Origin of the sequence: Pseudomonas sp. SK, from assembly GCF_012975065.1 — a bacterium.
Taxonomy (GTDB): Bacteria; Pseudomonadota; Gammaproteobacteria; order Pseudomonadales; family Pseudomonadaceae; genus Aquipseudomonas; species Aquipseudomonas anuradhapurensis.
Map to the genome: position 1 here is coordinate 1,624,485 of NZ_CP051857.1, position 15,308 is coordinate 1,639,792.

13 protein-coding genes are annotated in these 15,308 nt (G+C 64.0%); 9 read left to right on the top strand and 4 right to left on the bottom strand.

All coding sequences use genetic code 11. The features are described 5' to 3' along the window. Positions 1–209: 209 nt before the first annotated feature. The 6 genes from fabD to mltG all read left to right on the top strand — a co-directional run bounded on the left by fabD (position 210) and on the right by mltG (position 5,781). Complete coding sequence (fabD, locus tag HG549_RS07475) at positions 210–1,148, top strand: ACP S-malonyltransferase (protein ID WP_170028914.1); 939 nt, start codon at positions 210–212, stop codon at positions 1,146–1,148. 15 nt (positions 1,149–1,163) lie between these two features. Beyond that, a complete protein-coding gene (gene fabG, locus HG549_RS07480) occupies positions 1,164–1,904 on the top strand; it encodes a 3-oxoacyl-ACP reductase FabG (RefSeq protein ID WP_063911721.1) in 741 nt (246 codons plus the stop codon). A gap of 202 nt (positions 1,905–2,106) precedes the next feature. Next, positions 2,107–2,343 (top strand): acyl carrier protein, encoded by a 237-nt coding sequence (acpP, locus tag HG549_RS07485; RefSeq protein ID WP_016715141.1) that lies wholly within the window; start codon positions 2,107–2,109, stop codon positions 2,341–2,343. 186 nt (positions 2,344–2,529) lie between these two features. Continuing rightward, positions 2,530–3,774 (top strand): beta-ketoacyl-ACP synthase II, encoded by a 1,245-nt coding sequence (fabF, locus tag HG549_RS07490; protein WP_170028915.1) that lies wholly within the window; start codon positions 2,530–2,532, stop codon positions 3,772–3,774. After that, positions 3,774–4,589 (top strand): aminodeoxychorismate lyase, encoded by an 816-nt coding sequence (gene pabC / locus HG549_RS07495; protein WP_170028916.1) that lies wholly within the window; start codon positions 3,774–3,776, stop codon positions 4,587–4,589. Before fabF ends, pabC begins: the two co-directional genes overlap by 1 nt. A gap of 4 nt (positions 4,590–4,593) precedes the next feature. Beyond that, the gene (gene mltG, locus HG549_RS07500; RefSeq protein ID WP_170028917.1) at positions 4,594–5,781 is read left to right on the top strand and encodes an endolytic transglycosylase MltG; all 1,188 of its coding nucleotides are present in this window, start codon (positions 4,594–4,596) and stop codon (positions 5,779–5,781) included. Positions 5,782–5,871: 90 nt separating this feature from the next. Here mltG and HG549_RS07505 read toward each other — a convergent pair whose 3' ends face one another. The 3 genes from HG549_RS07505 to HG549_RS07515 all read right to left on the bottom strand — a co-directional run bounded on the left by HG549_RS07505 (position 5,872) and on the right by HG549_RS07515 (position 9,965). Continuing rightward, positions 5,872–7,236 (bottom strand): MFS transporter, encoded by a 1,365-nt coding sequence (locus HG549_RS07505; protein WP_170028918.1) that lies wholly within the window; start codon positions 7,234–7,236, stop codon positions 5,872–5,874. A 99-nt stretch (positions 7,237–7,335) separates the two neighbouring features. Then, the gene (locus tag HG549_RS07510; RefSeq protein ID WP_170028919.1) at positions 7,336–8,919 is read right to left on the bottom strand and encodes an aldehyde dehydrogenase (NADP(+)); all 1,584 of its coding nucleotides are present in this window, start codon (positions 8,917–8,919) and stop codon (positions 7,336–7,338) included. 101 nt (positions 8,920–9,020) lie between these two features. After that, entirely contained in the window at positions 9,021–9,965 is a 945-nt protein-coding gene (locus tag HG549_RS07515) for a LysR family transcriptional regulator (protein ID WP_170028920.1), read from the bottom strand. Between the two features lie 114 nt (positions 9,966–10,079). Here HG549_RS07515 and HG549_RS07520 point away from each other — a divergent pair, with 114 nt between their 5' ends. Next, on the top strand, positions 10,080–11,282 hold the full coding sequence (locus tag HG549_RS07520) for a fumarylacetoacetate hydrolase family protein (protein ID WP_170028921.1): 1,203 nt from the start codon (positions 10,080–10,082) through the stop codon (positions 11,280–11,282). A 97-nt stretch (positions 11,283–11,379) separates the two neighbouring features. After that, the gene (locus tag HG549_RS07525) at positions 11,380–13,167 is read left to right on the top strand and encodes an IlvD/Edd family dehydratase (RefSeq protein ID WP_170028922.1); all 1,788 of its coding nucleotides are present in this window, start codon (positions 11,380–11,382) and stop codon (positions 13,165–13,167) included. 114 nt (positions 13,168–13,281) lie between these two features. On the opposite strand, the gene HG549_RS07530 is transcribed toward HG549_RS07525, so the two are convergent. Beyond that, positions 13,282–14,118, bottom strand: coding sequence for a deoxynucleotide monophosphate kinase (locus HG549_RS07530; protein ID WP_256666081.1), 837 nt, complete (start codon positions 14,116–14,118; stop codon positions 13,282–13,284). Positions 14,119–14,295: 177 nt separating this feature from the next. On the opposite strand from HG549_RS07530, the gene HG549_RS07535 reads away from it, so the two are divergent. After that, a complete protein-coding gene (locus HG549_RS07535; protein ID WP_170034086.1) occupies positions 14,296–15,282 on the top strand; it encodes a DNA polymerase III subunit delta' in 987 nt (328 codons plus the stop codon). Positions 15,283–15,308 lie beyond the last annotated feature (26 nt).

Below are 15,308 nucleotides of genomic sequence, written 5' to 3' on the forward strand. Positions count from 1 at the left end.
CCCACAGGATTGCCACAGGGCTGAAGATTGTGGGTGCGGGCAAGCCCGCGAGGGGGCCGGTGCTGGTAAACAAAGACTTTAGGCATATCGCCGATGAAGTGCTTAAATGTGACCGCGCAGGTGGAGTCTCCATCCAAGCTTTCAGATTCCGCGCCTGGCCCAGGGCCTGGCGCACCCTATCCGACGACAAGATCATAAGGGCTTGTTCAATGTCTGCATCTCTCGCATTCGTCTTTCCCGGTCAAGGTTCCCAGTCGCTGGGCATGCTCGCCGAGCTCGGCGCCGAGAAGCCAGTGATCATCGAAACCTTCAACGAAGCGTCCAAGGCACTTGGTTACGACCTGTGGAAGCTGGTCCAGCAAGGCCCGGAAGAACAACTCAACCAGACCGACAAGACCCAACCGGCCATCCTCACCGCCTCCATCGCGCTGTGGCGCCTGTGGCTGGAAGAGGGCGGTGCGCGGCCGGCGTTCGTTTCCGGTCACAGCCTGGGTGAATACAGCGCCTTGGTTGCCGCTGACAGCATCAGCCTGGCGGACGCCGTGCGCCTGGTCGAACGCCGTGGCCAGCTGATGCAGGAAGCCGTGCCGGCCGGCCATGGTGCCATGGCTGCCATTCTCGGCCTGGATGACGACGTGGTGGTTGCAATCTGCGCCGAAGCGGCTGAAGACCAGGTGGTCAGCGCGGTCAACTTCAACTCGCCAGGCCAGGTGGTCATCGCCGGCAACAAGGCCGCGGTAGACCGTGCCATGGAGCTGTGCAAGGCCAAGGGTGCCAAGCGCGCCCTGCCGCTGGCGGTCAGCGTACCGTCGCACTGCGCGCTGATGAAGCCGGCTGCCGAGCGCTTTGCCGACTCGGTCAATGCCATCGAGTGGAAGGCCCCGCAGATTCCGGTCGTGCAGAACGTCACCGCCGCCGTTGCCGCTGACCTCGACACCCTCAAGCAGGACCTGCTGGCGCAGCTGTACCAGCCGGTGCGCTGGGTCGAATGCGTGCAGACCCTGGCGGCGAACGGTGCCGTCAACCTGGTCGAGTGCGGCCCAGGCAAGGTGCTGGCCGGCCTGAACAAGCGTTGCGCCGATGGTGTCACCACCTACAACCTCAATACCCCTGACGCCGTCGCCGCCACCCGTGCGGCGCTGGCCTGATTTGGAGAAGCTTGCATGAGCCTGCAAGGTAAAGTTGCACTGGTCACCGGCGCCAGCCGTGGCATTGGCCAGGCCATCGCCCTCGAGCTGGGCCGCCAGGGCGCGACCGTGATCGGTACCGCCACTTCGGCTTCCGGCGCCGAGCGCATCGCCGCCACCCTGAAGGAGCACGGCATCGCCGGCACCGGCATGGAGCTGAACGTGACCAGCGCCGAATCGGTCGAGGCCGTGCTGGCCGCCATCGGCGAGCAGTTCGGTGCCCCCGCCATCTTGGTCAACAACGCCGGTATCACCCGTGACAACCTCATGCTGCGCATGAAGGACGACGAGTGGTTCGACGTGATCGACACCAACCTGAACAGCCTCTACCGTCTGTCCAAGGGCGTGCTGCGTGGCATGACCAAGGCGCGTTGGGGTCGTATCATCAGCATCGGCTCGGTCGTCGGTGCCATGGGTAACGCCGGCCAGGCCAACTACGCGGCCGCCAAGGCGGGCCTCGAAGGTTTCAGCCGCGCCCTGGCGCGTGAAGTGGGCTCGCGCGGTATCACCGTCAACTCGGTGACCCCGGGCTTCATCGACACCGACATGACCCGCGAACTGCCGGAAGCGCAGCGTGAAGCGCTGCAGACCCAGATCCCGCTGGGTCGCCTGGGCCAGGCCGACGAAATCGCCAAGGTGGTTTCGTTCCTGGCATCCGACGGCGCAGCCTACGTCACCGGCGCTACCGTGCCGGTCAACGGCGGGATGTACATGTAACACAGCAACTCAATGTGACGGATTTCGTAAAAAAAGAGTCATACTGCGAGCCTAAAATCCGTTATAAAGCTGCAACCAGATTCCAGGCAGTGGGTACGGTGACTGGCCTGAAAGTGCGTTTAGCTTGAAAAGCGAACGTCTTTCTATAAAATTAGCCACCGGCCAGCTGCCTGACATATATCCATTAGGAGTAAACCTAGGTATGAGCAACATCGAAGAACGCGTCAAGAAAATCGTCGCCGAGCAACTGGGCGTCAAGGAAGAGGAAGTGACTCTCGAGAAGTCCTTCGTCGATGACCTGGGTGCCGATTCGCTTGACACCGTTGAGCTGGTGATGGCTCTGGAAGAGGAATTCGAGACCGAAATCCCTGACGAAGAAGCCGAGAAGATCACTACCGTTCAAGCTGCCGTAGACTACGTCAAAGCCCACCAGGCCTAAGACGCTCTAGTCGACGCTACTTGTCGGGGAAAACCGCACTGCCTTCGCCGGCGTGCGGTTTTTTCTTTGCGAGCGCCCGTATTTTCCAGGCTGCCTCGTTCACCGCGTACCAAGAGCCTGTTGCCATTTCATTCCAGCGCTTGAATGCAATGGCAAGAGACTCTGTTATTAGAAAAGGAGAGTACTGTGTCGCGTAGACGCGTCGTGGTCACCGGTATGGGTATGCTATCGCCACTGGGTACCGATGTACCGAGCACCTGGCAGGGCATTCTGGCTGGCCGCAGTGGCATCGGTCCGATCGAGCATACGGACCTGTCTGCCTACTCCACCCGTTTTGGCGGCTCGGTGAAAGGCTTCGAGGTCGAGCAATACCTGTCGGCCAAGGAGGCCCGCAAGCTCGACCTGTTCATCCAGTACGGCCTGGCGGCCGGTTTCCAGGCGGTGCGTAATGCCGGCCTGGAAGTCACCGACGCCAACCGCGAGCGGATTGGCGTAGCCATGGGCTCGGGTATCGGCGGCCTGACCAACATCGAAGAAACCAGCCGCACCCTGCACGATTCGGGGCCGCGTCGCATTTCGCCGTTCTTCGTGCCGGGCTCGATCATCAACATGATCTCCGGCTTCCTGTCGATCCACCTGGGCCTGCAGGGGCCGAACTATGCCATCGCCACGGCGTGCACCACCGGCACCCACTGCATCGGCATGGCCGCGCGCAACATCGCCTACGGTGAAGCTGACGTGATGATCGCCGGTGGCGCCGAAATGGCTGCCTGCGGCTTGGGCATGGGCGGTTTCGGTGCCTCGCGTGCACTGTCCACCCGCAACGACGAGCCAAGCCGGGCCAGCCGCCCGTGGGACAAGGGCCGTGACGGCTTCGTGCTGTCCGACGGTGCCGGTGCCCTGGTGCTTGAAGAGCTGGAGCACGCCAAGGCGCGTGGTGCCACCATCTATGCCGAGCTGGTCGGCTTCGGCATGAGCGGTGATGCCTACCACATGACATCGCCGCCCGACACCGGTGAAGGCGCTGCCCGCTGCATGGCCAACGCCCTGCGCGATGCCGGCATCCAGCCGGAAGAGGTCAGCTACATCAACGCCCATGGCACCTCGACCCCGGCGGGCGACATCGCTGAAGTCGCAGCGATCAAGCGCGTGTTCGGCGAGCATGCCTACAAGCTGGCGGTCAGCTCGACCAAGTCGATGACCGGCCACCTGCTGGGCGCTGCCGGTGCGGTGGAAGCGATCTTCAGCGTCCTGGCCATCAACAGCCAGATGGCGCCGCCTACCATCAACCTGGACGAGCCGGACGAAGGTTGCGACCTCGACTTCGTGCCGCACCAGGCGCGCAGCATGCCGATCGACGTGGTGCTGTCCAACTCGTTCGGTTTCGGCGGTACCAACGGTTCGCTGGTATTCCGCCGGTTCGCCGGTTGATGCACAGCTGGATCGACGGCCAGCCAGCGGCTGCAGTCAACCTGCAGAACCGCGGCCTGGCCTACGGCGATGGCCTGTTCGAGACCATCGCCGTGCGTGGCGGCCGGCCCAGCCTGCTGGACGGCCACCTCGCCCGCCTGGCGCTGGGTTGCCAGCGCCTGGCGATCGATGCCGACCTGGCACTGGTGCGCGACGAACTCCTGCGCTATGCCAGCCAGCTCGGTGATGGCGTTGCCAAACTCATCATTACCCGTGGTGACAGCCAGCGCGGCTATGCGCCGGTTGCCGGTGCCATGCCGCGACGTATCCTGCAGGGCAGCCCGTTACCCAGCTATCCTGTCGAACATGCCGAGCGCGGCGTGCGGCTGTTCCTGTGCCAGACCCGGCTTGGCGAGCAACCCCTGCTGGCCGGGCTGAAGCACCTCAACCGCCTGGAGCAGGTGCTGGCCCGTGCCGAATGGCAGGACAGCGAACATGCCGAAGGGCTGATGCGCGATGGGCAGGGCAGGCTGATCGAAGGGGTGTTCAGCAATTTGTTCCTGGTGCGCGACAGCAAGCTGTTCACGGCTGACCTCAGCCGTTGCGGCGTCGCTGGCGTGATGCGCGCGGCGTTGCTGCAACAGGCGGCGCTGCAGGGCATCCCGCTGCAGGTATGCGACCTGCCGTTCGAGGCGCTGGAACAGGCCGATGAAGTATTTGTTTGCAATAGTGTCTACGGTGTCTGGCCCGTGCGTGGCATCGCCGCGCTAAACTGGTCGCCGGGCCCGCTCACCCGTAAACTGCAGGCCGTTGCCCGTACGTTACTGGAAACCTGAATTCGTGAGACGCAAATTCCTGCTGCTGCTGGAAATGAGCTTGATCCTTGCCGGCCTGGCCGTTGGCTGGTCGGCCTGGAAGGTCAACTCGGTCCTGCAGCAGCCCTTGCACGTGACGCAGGAACGCCTGCTCGACGTGCCCAATGGCACCAACCCCAACCGCATGTTCTATCGCATGCAGAACGAAGGGTTGCTGGACGACGCTGTCTGGTTGCGCCTGTACTGGCGGTTCAATATGGCCGGTACGTCCCTGCACACCGGCGAGTACCGCCTGACCCCCGGCATGACCGTCGAGCAGCTGTTCGATGCCTGGCGGCGGGCCGACGTGGTGCAGTACAACCTCACCCTGGTCGAGGGCTGGACCTTCCGCCAGGTGCGGGCTGCCGTGGCCAGGCATGAAAAGCTCAAGCACACCCTGGACGGCCTGTCGGATGCAGAGGTGATGGACAAGCTCGGCCATACCGGTGTGTTCCCCGAAGGGCGCTTCTTCCCCGACACCTACCGCTTCGTGCGGGGCATGAGCGACGTCGAGCTGCTGCAGCAGGCGTACATGCGCCTGGATGAAGTGCTGGCCAAGGAGTGGGCGGAGCGCGCCACCGACCTGCCGTACCGCGACCCGTACCAGGCGCTGATCATGGCCTCGCTGGTGGAGAAGGAAACCGGTATTCCCCAGGAGCGCGGGCAGATCGCCGGGGTCTTCGTGCGGCGCCTGCGCCTGGGCATGATGCTGCAGACCGACCCGACGGTGATCTACGGCATGGGTGAGCGCTACAACGGCAAACTCACGCGTGCCGACCTGCGCGAGCCGACGCCGTACAACACCTACACCATGACCGGGTTGCCGCCGACGCCGATTGCCATGGTCGGCCGCGAGGCGATTCATGCGGCGCTCAACCCGTCGGATGGCACCAGCCTGTACTTCGTCGCCCGTGGCGATGGCAGCCATGTGTTTTCCGACGACCTCGACGACCACAACTCGGCGGTGCGCGAATTCCAGCTCAAGCGCCGTGCGGACTACCGCTCCAGCCCCGCGCCACAGCCCCAGCCGGGGGCCGACGCGGGCGCGTCGCTTGAAGCGCCAGCGGCGGATGAGCCGGCCGAGCAGCCCGCGCCCGATCAACCGCCTGCGCAGGACGCCCCGGTCGGCGGCGCGCAAGCAGCCGAACGGCCGAAGCCTGACGAACAACCTTAAGGGCTGCCGGTGTGCCCGGCGAGCCGATGTTCGCGCTCATCGAGCACGGCGCCGACATCGGCAGCGCCTGGCGCAGGCTTGCGCCTTCGCTCATGCTGCTTCCAGCAACTGCGTGCGGGGCTGCGCGTCGGGCCGCTTCAACATCGCCGCCGGGATCGCCATGACCAGTGCGCCGCTGATGAACAGGCACAGGCCCAGCACATAGGTGCCGTTGTTGATGTCGCCGGTGAGGTTCTCTGCCACGGCTGTGATCATCGAGCCGGTGAAACCGGACAGGTTGCCGAAAGCGTTGATCATGCCAATGCCAGCCGCAGCAGCGACACCTGAGAGCACTGTGCCCGGCAGCGTCCAGAAGATAGGCATCAGGCTGAGCACCCCAGATGCAGCGACGGTCAGGAACAGGATTGAAAGCACGACATCATGTGCGAAGGCTGCACTGAGCATCAGTCCGCAGCCACCGATGAACGCCGGGATCGCAGCATGCAGCCGCCGTTCGCCAGTGCGGTTGGAGTGGCGTGCGTTGAGCAACATGGCAATTACCGCCACGCTATAGGGGATGGCGGTCAGCAAGCCGATTTCCAGGCTGCTGGTCACTCCCGCACTCTTGATGATCGATGGCATCCAGAACGCCAGGCCATAGAAGCCTGTGTTGAAAGTCAGCAGGATGAATACCAGCAGCCAGACTCGTGGGCTGAAGAAGGCATCTTTCAGGCGCGAAACCTTGCCGTGCGCATCTTGCTTCAGGTTGGCCTTGAGCAGTGCCTTTTCTTGCTGGGACAACCAGGCAGCCTTGTCGATGTTGTCGCACAAGCAGCCAAAAACGATTGCCGCCATGACCAGCGATGGTACGCCCTCGATCAGCAGCATCCACTGCCAGCCGGCCATACCGTGCCAGCCGTCCATGCTGGTCATCAGCCATCCCGACAAGATACCGCCTAGCGTCAGGCTGACAGGCAGTGCCATCAGGAACCCAGACATCACCCGGCTTTGGCGATGGGTGGGGAACCAGTAGTTGAGGTAAAGAATCACGCCTGGAAAGAAGCCGGCCTCACAGATGCCGAGCAAGAAGCGCAGCACGTAGAACATTGTGCTGGACTCGACGTGGAAGAACGAGGCGAGGGGTTGGGTAAATGCGACAGCCATGGAGACGATGGCCCAGCTCAGCATGATGCGGGCAATCCAGAACCGGGCGCCGTATCGATGCAGCAGCAGGTTGCTCGGGACCTCAAACAGAAAATAGCCCCAGAAGAAAACGCTGGCGCCGAGGGCATAGACGGTATTACTGAATTGCAGATCCTCCAGCATGCTCAGTTTCGCGAAGCCGATATTCACCCGGTCGAGATAGGCAGCCATGTAACACAGCAACAGGACCGGCAGGATGCGGACGATTACTTTGCGATAGGTGCGATCCTCGAAAGCCTGATCGCGCACGGGGTCGACAACTTGATGATCCATAACCAGCCTCTTGGCATGTCGTGCATGCCTGATTGTTGTTATTGAAAGAGCACCGGGCACGACCGCACCCGGTGGTGTTGCGCCTGTGAGTAACAGTGTTCAGGGAATCGGCTCGCGGGTGGGCCGGCCATCGACCAGTCTCAGCAGCCCCAGTGGGTTGGCGTCGCGCAGTGCCTCGGGAAGCAGTGCGTCGGGAAAATTCTGGTAGCACACCGGACGCAGGAAGCGCTCTATCGCCAGCGTGCCGACCGAGGTGCCACGGCTATCCGAGGTGGCCGGATACGGGCCACCATGAACCATCGCCTCGCATACCTCGACGCCAGTCGGGTAACCGTTGACCAGCACCCGGCCAACCTTCTGTTCAAGCACCGTTACCAAAGACGCGGCTTGCGCCAGGTCGCCGGGCTCGCCAATCAGCGTGGCGGTCAGTTGGCCGCCAAGCGCGTGCAACGCTGCGACCAGCTGGTCTTGATCAGCCAGTTCAACCACCACCGTGGCCGGGCCGAAGATTTCTTCCTGCAGCAGCGGTTCACCGTCCAGCAGCAATTTCGCATCGGCCTGGAACAGTTGCGGCCAGGCCTGGTTACCCTGCTGCTCGGCCCCGGCAAGCAGGCGGATGCCGGCCCGCGCCTTTAGGGTGGTCACACCCTGGGCGTAGCTGGCCAGGGTGCCGGCGTTGAGCATGGTTTGCGGCGCCTGTTCGGCCATCTGTGCGCTCAAGTGCGCGACGAAGGCGCTGAACTGCGCTGAGCGTACCCCCAGCACCAAGCCAGGATTGGTGCAGAACTGTCCACATCCCAATACCACCGAAGCCGTCAGTTCCCGCGCCACGGCCTCGCCGCGAATCGCCAGCGCCTGGGGCAGGACCAGTACCGGGTTGATACTGCTCATTTCGGCGAATACCGGAATAGGCCGAGGTCGCGCCGCGGCCATATCGCACAAGGCCCGTCCGCCCTTGAGCGAGCCGGTGAAACCAACGGCCTGAATATCCGGGTGCCTGACCAGCGCCTCGCCGACCCTGCCGCCAAACACCATGTTGAATACACCCGCCGGCATCGCGCAGCGCTCAGCGGCGCCGATGATGGCCTCGGCCACCCATTGCGCCGTGGCCATGTGGCCGCTGTGTGCCTTGAACACCACTGGGCAGCCAGCGGCCAACGCTGCGGCGGTGTCGCCACCGGCCGTCGAGAATGCCAGGGGGAAGTTGCTGGCGCCAAAGACGGCGACCGGCCCCAGGCCCATGCGGCATTGGCGGATGTCCAGGCGTGGCAGCGGCAGACGCTCGGGTTGCGCACGATCGATGCGAGCGCCGGTGAAATCACCTCGGCGCAGTACCGTGGCGAACAGCCTCAGCTGGCCGCTGGTGCGCGCCCGCTCGCCCTGGATACGCGCTGGCGGCAAGGCCGTTTCACGGCATACGGTTTCGATGAAGTCATCCCCCAAGCCATCCAGCGCCTCGGCGATCGCATCGAGGAACTCGGCCCGGCGCGCGGCGGGCAGCGCCCGGTACACTGGATAGGCTGCAGCCGCCGCACGGGCAGCGGCGTCCACCTCCTGTTCAGTGGCTTGATAAAACGCACCGGGCAGCGCCTGTCCGGTGCGCGCATCGATGCTGTAGAGGGTCGCCTGGCCAGTAGCGCGGCGGCTCCCGCCGATGAATTGTTGGCCTGCGTGTAGCGTCATGGATGATTCCTCGGCGTTACGGAAGACATGGGGCGCTAATCTAGGTGGCTCAGCGATTCTTGCCCAATGGCTTTTAGGGATCATCCGATAACGGAAGGTTATCAATCCTCCGAAACGCGACGCGCATGTGTCAGGAGAATCTCGGCGAACTCCAAGGCCGCGCCGCTCAAGGGCTCGCCTTTGCGGGTGAGAATGCCGTAGTCCTGGGGCGTCAGGTGCAGTGGCGTGTCAAGGTTGACCAGTACGCCACTGGCCAGGTGCGGCTCGACCATCGCCTGCGGCAGCATGCCGATCATTGGCCCGCCCAAAAGCACCTTGAGGAAGGTCTGCATGGAAATGGTATCGATGGTATTGCGCGGCACCGCCACGCCCGCCTGGGCGAAGGCCCGCTCCATGCGCCCGCGGATCGGCGTGCCCTTGGGGTAGAGAATCCACGGCCACTCCAGCAGCTGTGGCAAGGTCACAGGCCCGGCATTGCTCAATGGGTGCTGGTCGTTGACCACGAAGCAGAAGGGTTCCGGCGCCAGTGGCTGGAAGTCGAAGCGCTGGTGCTGCGACACGTCGGTGAAGCGGGCCACGGCCAGGTGCAGGATCTTGTCCTCGAGCATGGCCATCAGGTGATCGCTGGTCTGCTCCACCACCTCGATCGACAGCAATGGCTTGCGCTGCTTGATCTCGACGATGGCATCCGGCAGCGCCACGGCGGTGGCAGCAAAGATGCCGCCCACCTTCAAATGGCCGTGCCCCCCTTGGCGCAGGCTGTCGATCTGATCGACGAAGTTGCGCGCATCGTTCAGGGCGACCTGGGCATAGCGCAACACCTGCTCGCCCAACGCGGTGGGTGGCATGCTGCGCGGCAGGCGGTCGAACAGGGCGAAACCGAGCAAATTCTCGATTTCCTTGAGCATCTTGCTGATCGCCGGCTGGGTGAGGTTCATCTGCTGCGCCGCCAGGTGCATGTTGTGGGTGCGCCCAAGCGTGTCGATCAGCAACAGGTGGCGGAACTTGAGCCAGTTGCAGACGTGGGAGAAAGACAGGTCCGACATGTGATCCACCTTGTTGCAATAACCCAATGTTATCGAATAGTGAAAAGATGCCATTGGAGTTTATCGCCTGGCATGCCTAGCGTGCAGTTTTCCTGTGCCGAGAGATTTGATGCCATGCCAATGACGCTCACCCCCGCCAATACCCTGCCCGAGGATGGCCTGACCGGCACCCTGATCGGTCGCGCCTGGACCCCCGGCGAACCTGGGGGCCCTTCGCTGATCACCTTGCGCACCGACGGCGTGTTCGATCTCTCCGAGCGTTTCGCCACCCTTAGCCAACTGCTCGAATGCGAAGACCCCGTGCAGGCCGTGCGCAGCACCCCGGGCCGCTTCCTGGGCAGTGTCGAAGCCTTGTTGGGCAATAGCGGCGCAGCGTTCGACGGCAACCAGCCCTACCTGCTTGCACCGGTCGACCTGCAGGTGATCAAGGCGGCAGGCGTGACCTTCGCTGCCAGCATGATCGAGCGGGTGATCGAAGAGCAGGCCGGTGGCGATGCCAACAAGGCCGAGGCCGTGCGTGCCACGGTGCGCTCGGCGATCGGCGACAACCTGCGGGCGGTGCGCCCAGGTTCACCGCAGGCCATGGCGCTCAAGGCACTGTTGATCGAACAGGGCATGTGGTCGCAGTATCTGGAAGTCGGCATCGGCCCGGATGCCGAGGTGTTCACCAAGGCCCCGGTGTTGGCCGCGGTAGGCAGTGGCAGCGCCATTGGCGTGCACCCGCATTCGGCCTGGAACAACCCCGAGCCCGAGGTGGTGCTGGCGGTGGACAGCCGCGGCCGCATCCACGGCGCGACCCTGGGCAACGATGTCAACCTGCGCGACTTCGAGGGGCGCAGCGCGCTGCTGCTGAGCAAGGCCAAGGACAACAACGCCTCGTGCGCGGTGGGCCCGTTCATTCGTTTGTTCGACGAAACCTTCGACCTGGACGCGGTGCGCCGCTGCGTGGTCGACCTGGAAGTCGTGGGCAGCGACGGCTACCGCCTGGTCGGCAGCAGCTCGATGGACCAGATCAGCCGCGACCCAGAGGATCTGGTCCGGCAAACGCTCAATGAAAACCACCAGTACCCCGACGGTTTCCTGCTGTTCCTCGGCACGCTGTTCGCCCCGACCGAGGACCGTGACCTGCCGGGTGCGGGTTTCACCCACAAGCCTGGCGACCAGGTGCGCATCGCCAGCCCCTTGCTGGGCCAGTTGCACAACCAGGTCACCACGAGTGACAAGGCCCGCCCCTGGACCTTCGGCCTCGGCGCGTTGATGCGCAACCTGGCTGCCCGAGGGCTGCTGCACCGCTCTGTCGGGGAATACCGCCCTTGATGACGCGGTTGGCAGCGGCACCTCAGTGGTGCATAGCGCTGCACATGCCAGCGTGTTGCAACGCTGACGGGTACCCATAAATACAAGAGAGAACGACATGACCGATACCGCGAAACGCCCGCTGCGCAGCCAGCAATGGTTCGACGACCCGAGCCACGCCGACATGACCGCGTTGTACGTCGAGCGCTACATGAACTACGGCCTGACCCGCGACGAACTGCAATCGGGGCGGCCGATCATCGGCATCGCCCAGACCGGCAGTGACCTGACGCCCTGCAACCGCCACCACCTGGAACTGGCCCAGCGGGTCAAGGCGGGGATTCGCGATGCCGGCGGCATCCCCATGGAGTTCCCGGTGCACCCGATCGCCGAGCAGAGCCGCCGGCCAACCGCAGCGCTGGACCGCAACCTCGCCTACCTGGGCCTGGTGGAAATCCTCCACGGCTACCCGCTGGATGGCGTGGTACTGACCACCGGCTGTGACAAGACCACCCCAGCCTGCCTGATGGCCGCTGCCACCACGGACATGCCGGCCATCGTGCTGTCCGGCGGCCCGATGCTCGATGGCCACCACAAGGGCCAGCTGATCGGGTCGGGCACGGTGTTGTGGCATGCGCGCAACCTGATGGCCGCGGGCGCAATCGATTACGAAGGCTTCATGGAGATGACCACTGCCGCGTCGCCGTCGGTCGGCCATTGCAACACCATGGGCACGGCACTGTCGATGAACGCCCTGGCCGAGGCCCTGGGCATGTCGCTGCCAGGCTGCGCGAGCATCCCCGCGCCGTACCGCGAACGCGGGCAGATGGCCTACGCCACCGGGCGGCGCATCTGCGAGCTGGTGATGCAGGACGTGCGCCCGTCGTCGATCATGACCCGCGAGGCGTTCGAGAATGCCATCGCCGTGGCTTCGGCCCTGGGCGCTTCGAGCAACTGTCCACCGCACCTGATCGCTATCGCCCGGCACATGGGCATCGAGCTGTCGCTGGACGACTGGCAGCGCATCGGTGAGAACGTGCCGCTGCTGGTCAATTGCATGCCGGCGGGCAAATACCTGGGTGAAGGCTTCCACCGCGCGGGCGGCGTTCCGGCGGTGATGCATGAGCTGCGCAAGGCCGGCCGTCTGCACGAGGAATGCGCGACGGTCAGCGGCAGGACCATCGGCGAGGTGGTTCGCGACGCAGCCACCAGCGATCGCGAGGTCATCCTGCCGTTCGATGCGCCGCTCAAGCACAACGCCGGCTTCATCGTGCTCAGCGGCAATTTCTTCGACAGCGCGATCATGAAGATGTCGGTGGTGGGCGAAGCCTTCCGCAAGACCTACCTGGCCGAACCGGGCAAGGAAAACAGCTTCGAGGCCAGGGCCATCGTGTTCGAGGGGCCGGAGGACTACCACGCGCGCATCGACGACCCCGCACTGGACATCGATGAGCGTTGCATCCTGGTGATTCGTGGCGCCGGCACCGTGGGTTACCCAGGCAGTGCCGAAGTGGTGAACATGGCGCCGCCGGCGGCACTGATCAAGAAAGGCATCGACTCGCTGCCGTGCCTGGGCGATGGCCGCCAGAGCGGCACCTCGGCCAGCCCTTCGATCCTCAACATGTCGCCGGAGGCGGCGGTGGGCGGCGGCCTGGCATTGTTGCAGACCAACGATTGGCTGCGCGTGGACCTCAACCAGCGGCGGGTCGACCTGCTGGTGGACGACGAAGAAGTGGCACGCCGACGTGCGGCCTGGAAGCCGAGCATCCCGGCCTCGCAGACGCCCTGGCAGGAACTCTATCGGCAACTCGTCGGGCAGTTGTCCACCGGCGGCTGCCTGGAGCCGGCGACGCTGCATATGCGTGTGATCGCCCGTGAAGGGGGGATGCCGCGGCATTCCCATTGAGTGGCCTTGCGGGGCTTGGGCTGCCTCCATGCCGAGCAACGGTGGCAGTCCAACCTGCAGCCATTTGCAGTGCAGCTGCCGGCATGGCTGGGTCGCGATGGTTCGGTATCTCGTTCATTGCCTCGCAGGCGACTTCTGACAAGCCCTTGCGGGCTTGCTTTGCTGCCATGCGTGCTGCACAGCTGCCTGCAGGTCCCCCAGGGAACCCGCGTTGGTGATCAGCAGGTCGCCGGGTGCCTGGGCAATGCCGTGTTCAGATGAATGCGCGTTCACCTTCGGAAGGTTTGGGCGAACGATGTGCCAGATCAGGCCGTTGTGGTGGCGAAGAAAAGCGGCTTCGTTTTCAAAGCGGATGTCCTTGAAGATCACGGTCGTGGCATCAGCAGGGATCTTGCTGCGCGGCTTCAGCTGTTCGAGAGGGCGCTTGGCACGACGGGTGTCATAGTCCGGGTACAAGGCGTATGCGTGGCGTTTGAGCAGATCGATGGCTTCAGCGGGAGAAAGGCCCCAGGTGGGGTCCTGGCTGGCCAGCAGCCGTGGGTCTGACAGCTGCTCGTCCGTGAAATCAAAGATGGCTTGGGCGGCCAGGGTAAATGGAGTGTGGTTTGGCTTGGCAGGTGCGGCCTTGCGCGTACCGCTCTGTGCGGCCGCAGGTGGATTGATTTCGCGTTCCGCTCGGATCAGCCAGTGGTCTGGGTTATGATTGCGCATCCATTCGGTACCAACCGTCTGGAAGAATTCTCTTGGAGAGCGAGCCCACAGATCAATGGGCTGCTCCTTGATGTCATCGCACCATGTCTCGTCTTCGGTGAGACCAAACAGCGCCTGGCAGCCAAGCTTGAGAGGATCGGCAAGTGCGTAGGCAGCAACCCCCGGGTAGCTCAGCAGCATCGAAGCTACGGTGTCCTTACCTGACCGAGCCAGGGCTGCAAGGCCGATGATTGTTCGCATGTCGTACTCCCCGTTTGCTGCCCGAACTCCTGTATTTACTGGGCTTCAAGGGCGTTTACGTTTTCGAGAAAGGATTGTAACCCACAGTGTTTACGTTTGGTGAAACCCGAAAACATGATGCCACCCATGCCTGCCAAGGCGGCGGGCGCGGTTTGCCTGGCGACGGTATTGGCACCCGTGGCTGAGGTCTTCCCCTGGCAGCAGGCCCTCTGGCAACAACTGGCCGGCCGCAGCCAGCACGCGCATGCCTACCTGCTGCACGGGCCGCAGGGTATCGGCAAGCGGGCCCTGGCCGAGCGCCTGATGGCGCGCCTGCTGTGCCAGCAGCCCCAGGGCCTGGAGGCCTGCGGCGGGTGCAAGTCCTGCCTGCTGCTCAAGGCCGGCAGCCACCCGGACAACTTCGTTCTCGAACCCGAGGAAGCCGACAAGCCGATCAAGGTCGACCAGGTGCGCGAGCTGGTGGCTTTCGTGGTGCAGACGGCGCAGCTGGGTGGGCGCAAGGTGGTGCTGATCGAGCCGGTGGAGGCGATGAACGTCAACGCTTCCAACGCCTTGCTCAAGAGCCTCGAAGAGCCTTCCGGTGATACCGTGCTGCTGTTGGTCAGCCATCAGCCCAGTCGCTTGCTGCCGACCATCAAGAGCCGCTGCCAGCAGGTGGCCTGCCCGCAGCCCAGCCTGGCCCAGAGTCGGGCCTGGCTGGCAGGCGCGCTGGCCGACAGTGACGAGGCCGAGCGTGACGAGTTGCTGACGTTGGCCGCCGGTTCGCCGTTGATGGCCGTCAGCCTGCAGGCACAGGGCGTGCGCGAGCAGCGGGCGCTGGTGACCGACGGGGTGAAGAAGCTGCTCAAGCAGCAGCAATCGCCCAGCCAGTTGGCCGAGGCCTGGAACAACGTGCCGCTGTTGCTGCTGTTCGACTGGTTCTGCGATTGGGCGCACTTGATCCTGCGCTACCAATTGACCCAGGACGAGGAGGGGCTAGGCTTGGCCGATATGCGCAAGGTGGTGCAGTACCTGGCGCAGAAGAGCCGCCAGGCCAAGGTACTGGAGGTACAGGCGTGGCTCCTGGAGCAACGCCAGAAGGTACTGGGCAAGGCCAATCTCAATCGCGCCCTGTTGCTTGAATCGCTGCTGGCTCATTGGCTGCAGTTGCCGGGCGCCCGCTGATTTTCATTTTTCCATGTGTGCCGTTA

What these genes read in the sequence shown, in the direction of transcription:
- fabD (WP_170028914.1), top strand. Translation starts at nt 210, where the DNA reads ATGTCTGCATCTCTCGCATTCGTCTTTCCCGGTCAAGGTTCCCAGTCG.
- fabG (WP_063911721.1), top strand. Translation starts at nt 1,164, where the DNA reads ATGAGCCTGCAAGGTAAAGTTGCACTGGTCACCGGCGCCAGCCGTGGC.
- acpP (WP_016715141.1), top strand. Translation starts at nt 2,107, where the DNA reads ATGAGCAACATCGAAGAACGCGTCAAGAAAATCGTCGCCGAGCAACTG.
- pabC (WP_170028916.1), top strand. Translation starts at nt 3,774, where the DNA reads ATGCACAGCTGGATCGACGGCCAGCCAGCGGCTGCAGTCAACCTGCAG.
- HG549_RS07505 (WP_170028918.1), bottom strand. Translation starts at nt 7,236, where the DNA reads ATGGATCATCAAGTTGTCGACCCCGTGCGCGATCAGGCTTTCGAGGAT.
- HG549_RS07510 (WP_170028919.1), bottom strand. Translation starts at nt 8,919, where the DNA reads ATGACGCTACACGCAGGCCAACAATTCATCGGCGGGAGCCGCCGCGCT.
- HG549_RS07515 (WP_170028920.1), bottom strand. Translation starts at nt 9,965, where the DNA reads ATGTCGGACCTGTCTTTCTCCCACGTCTGCAACTGGCTCAAGTTCCGC.
- HG549_RS07520 (WP_170028921.1), top strand. Translation starts at nt 10,080, where the DNA reads ATGCCAATGACGCTCACCCCCGCCAATACCCTGCCCGAGGATGGCCTG.
- HG549_RS07525 (WP_170028922.1), top strand. Translation starts at nt 11,380, where the DNA reads ATGACCGATACCGCGAAACGCCCGCTGCGCAGCCAGCAATGGTTCGAC.
- HG549_RS07530 (WP_256666081.1), bottom strand. Translation starts at nt 14,118, where the DNA reads ATGCGAACAATCATCGGCCTTGCAGCCCTGGCTCGGTCAGGTAAGGAC.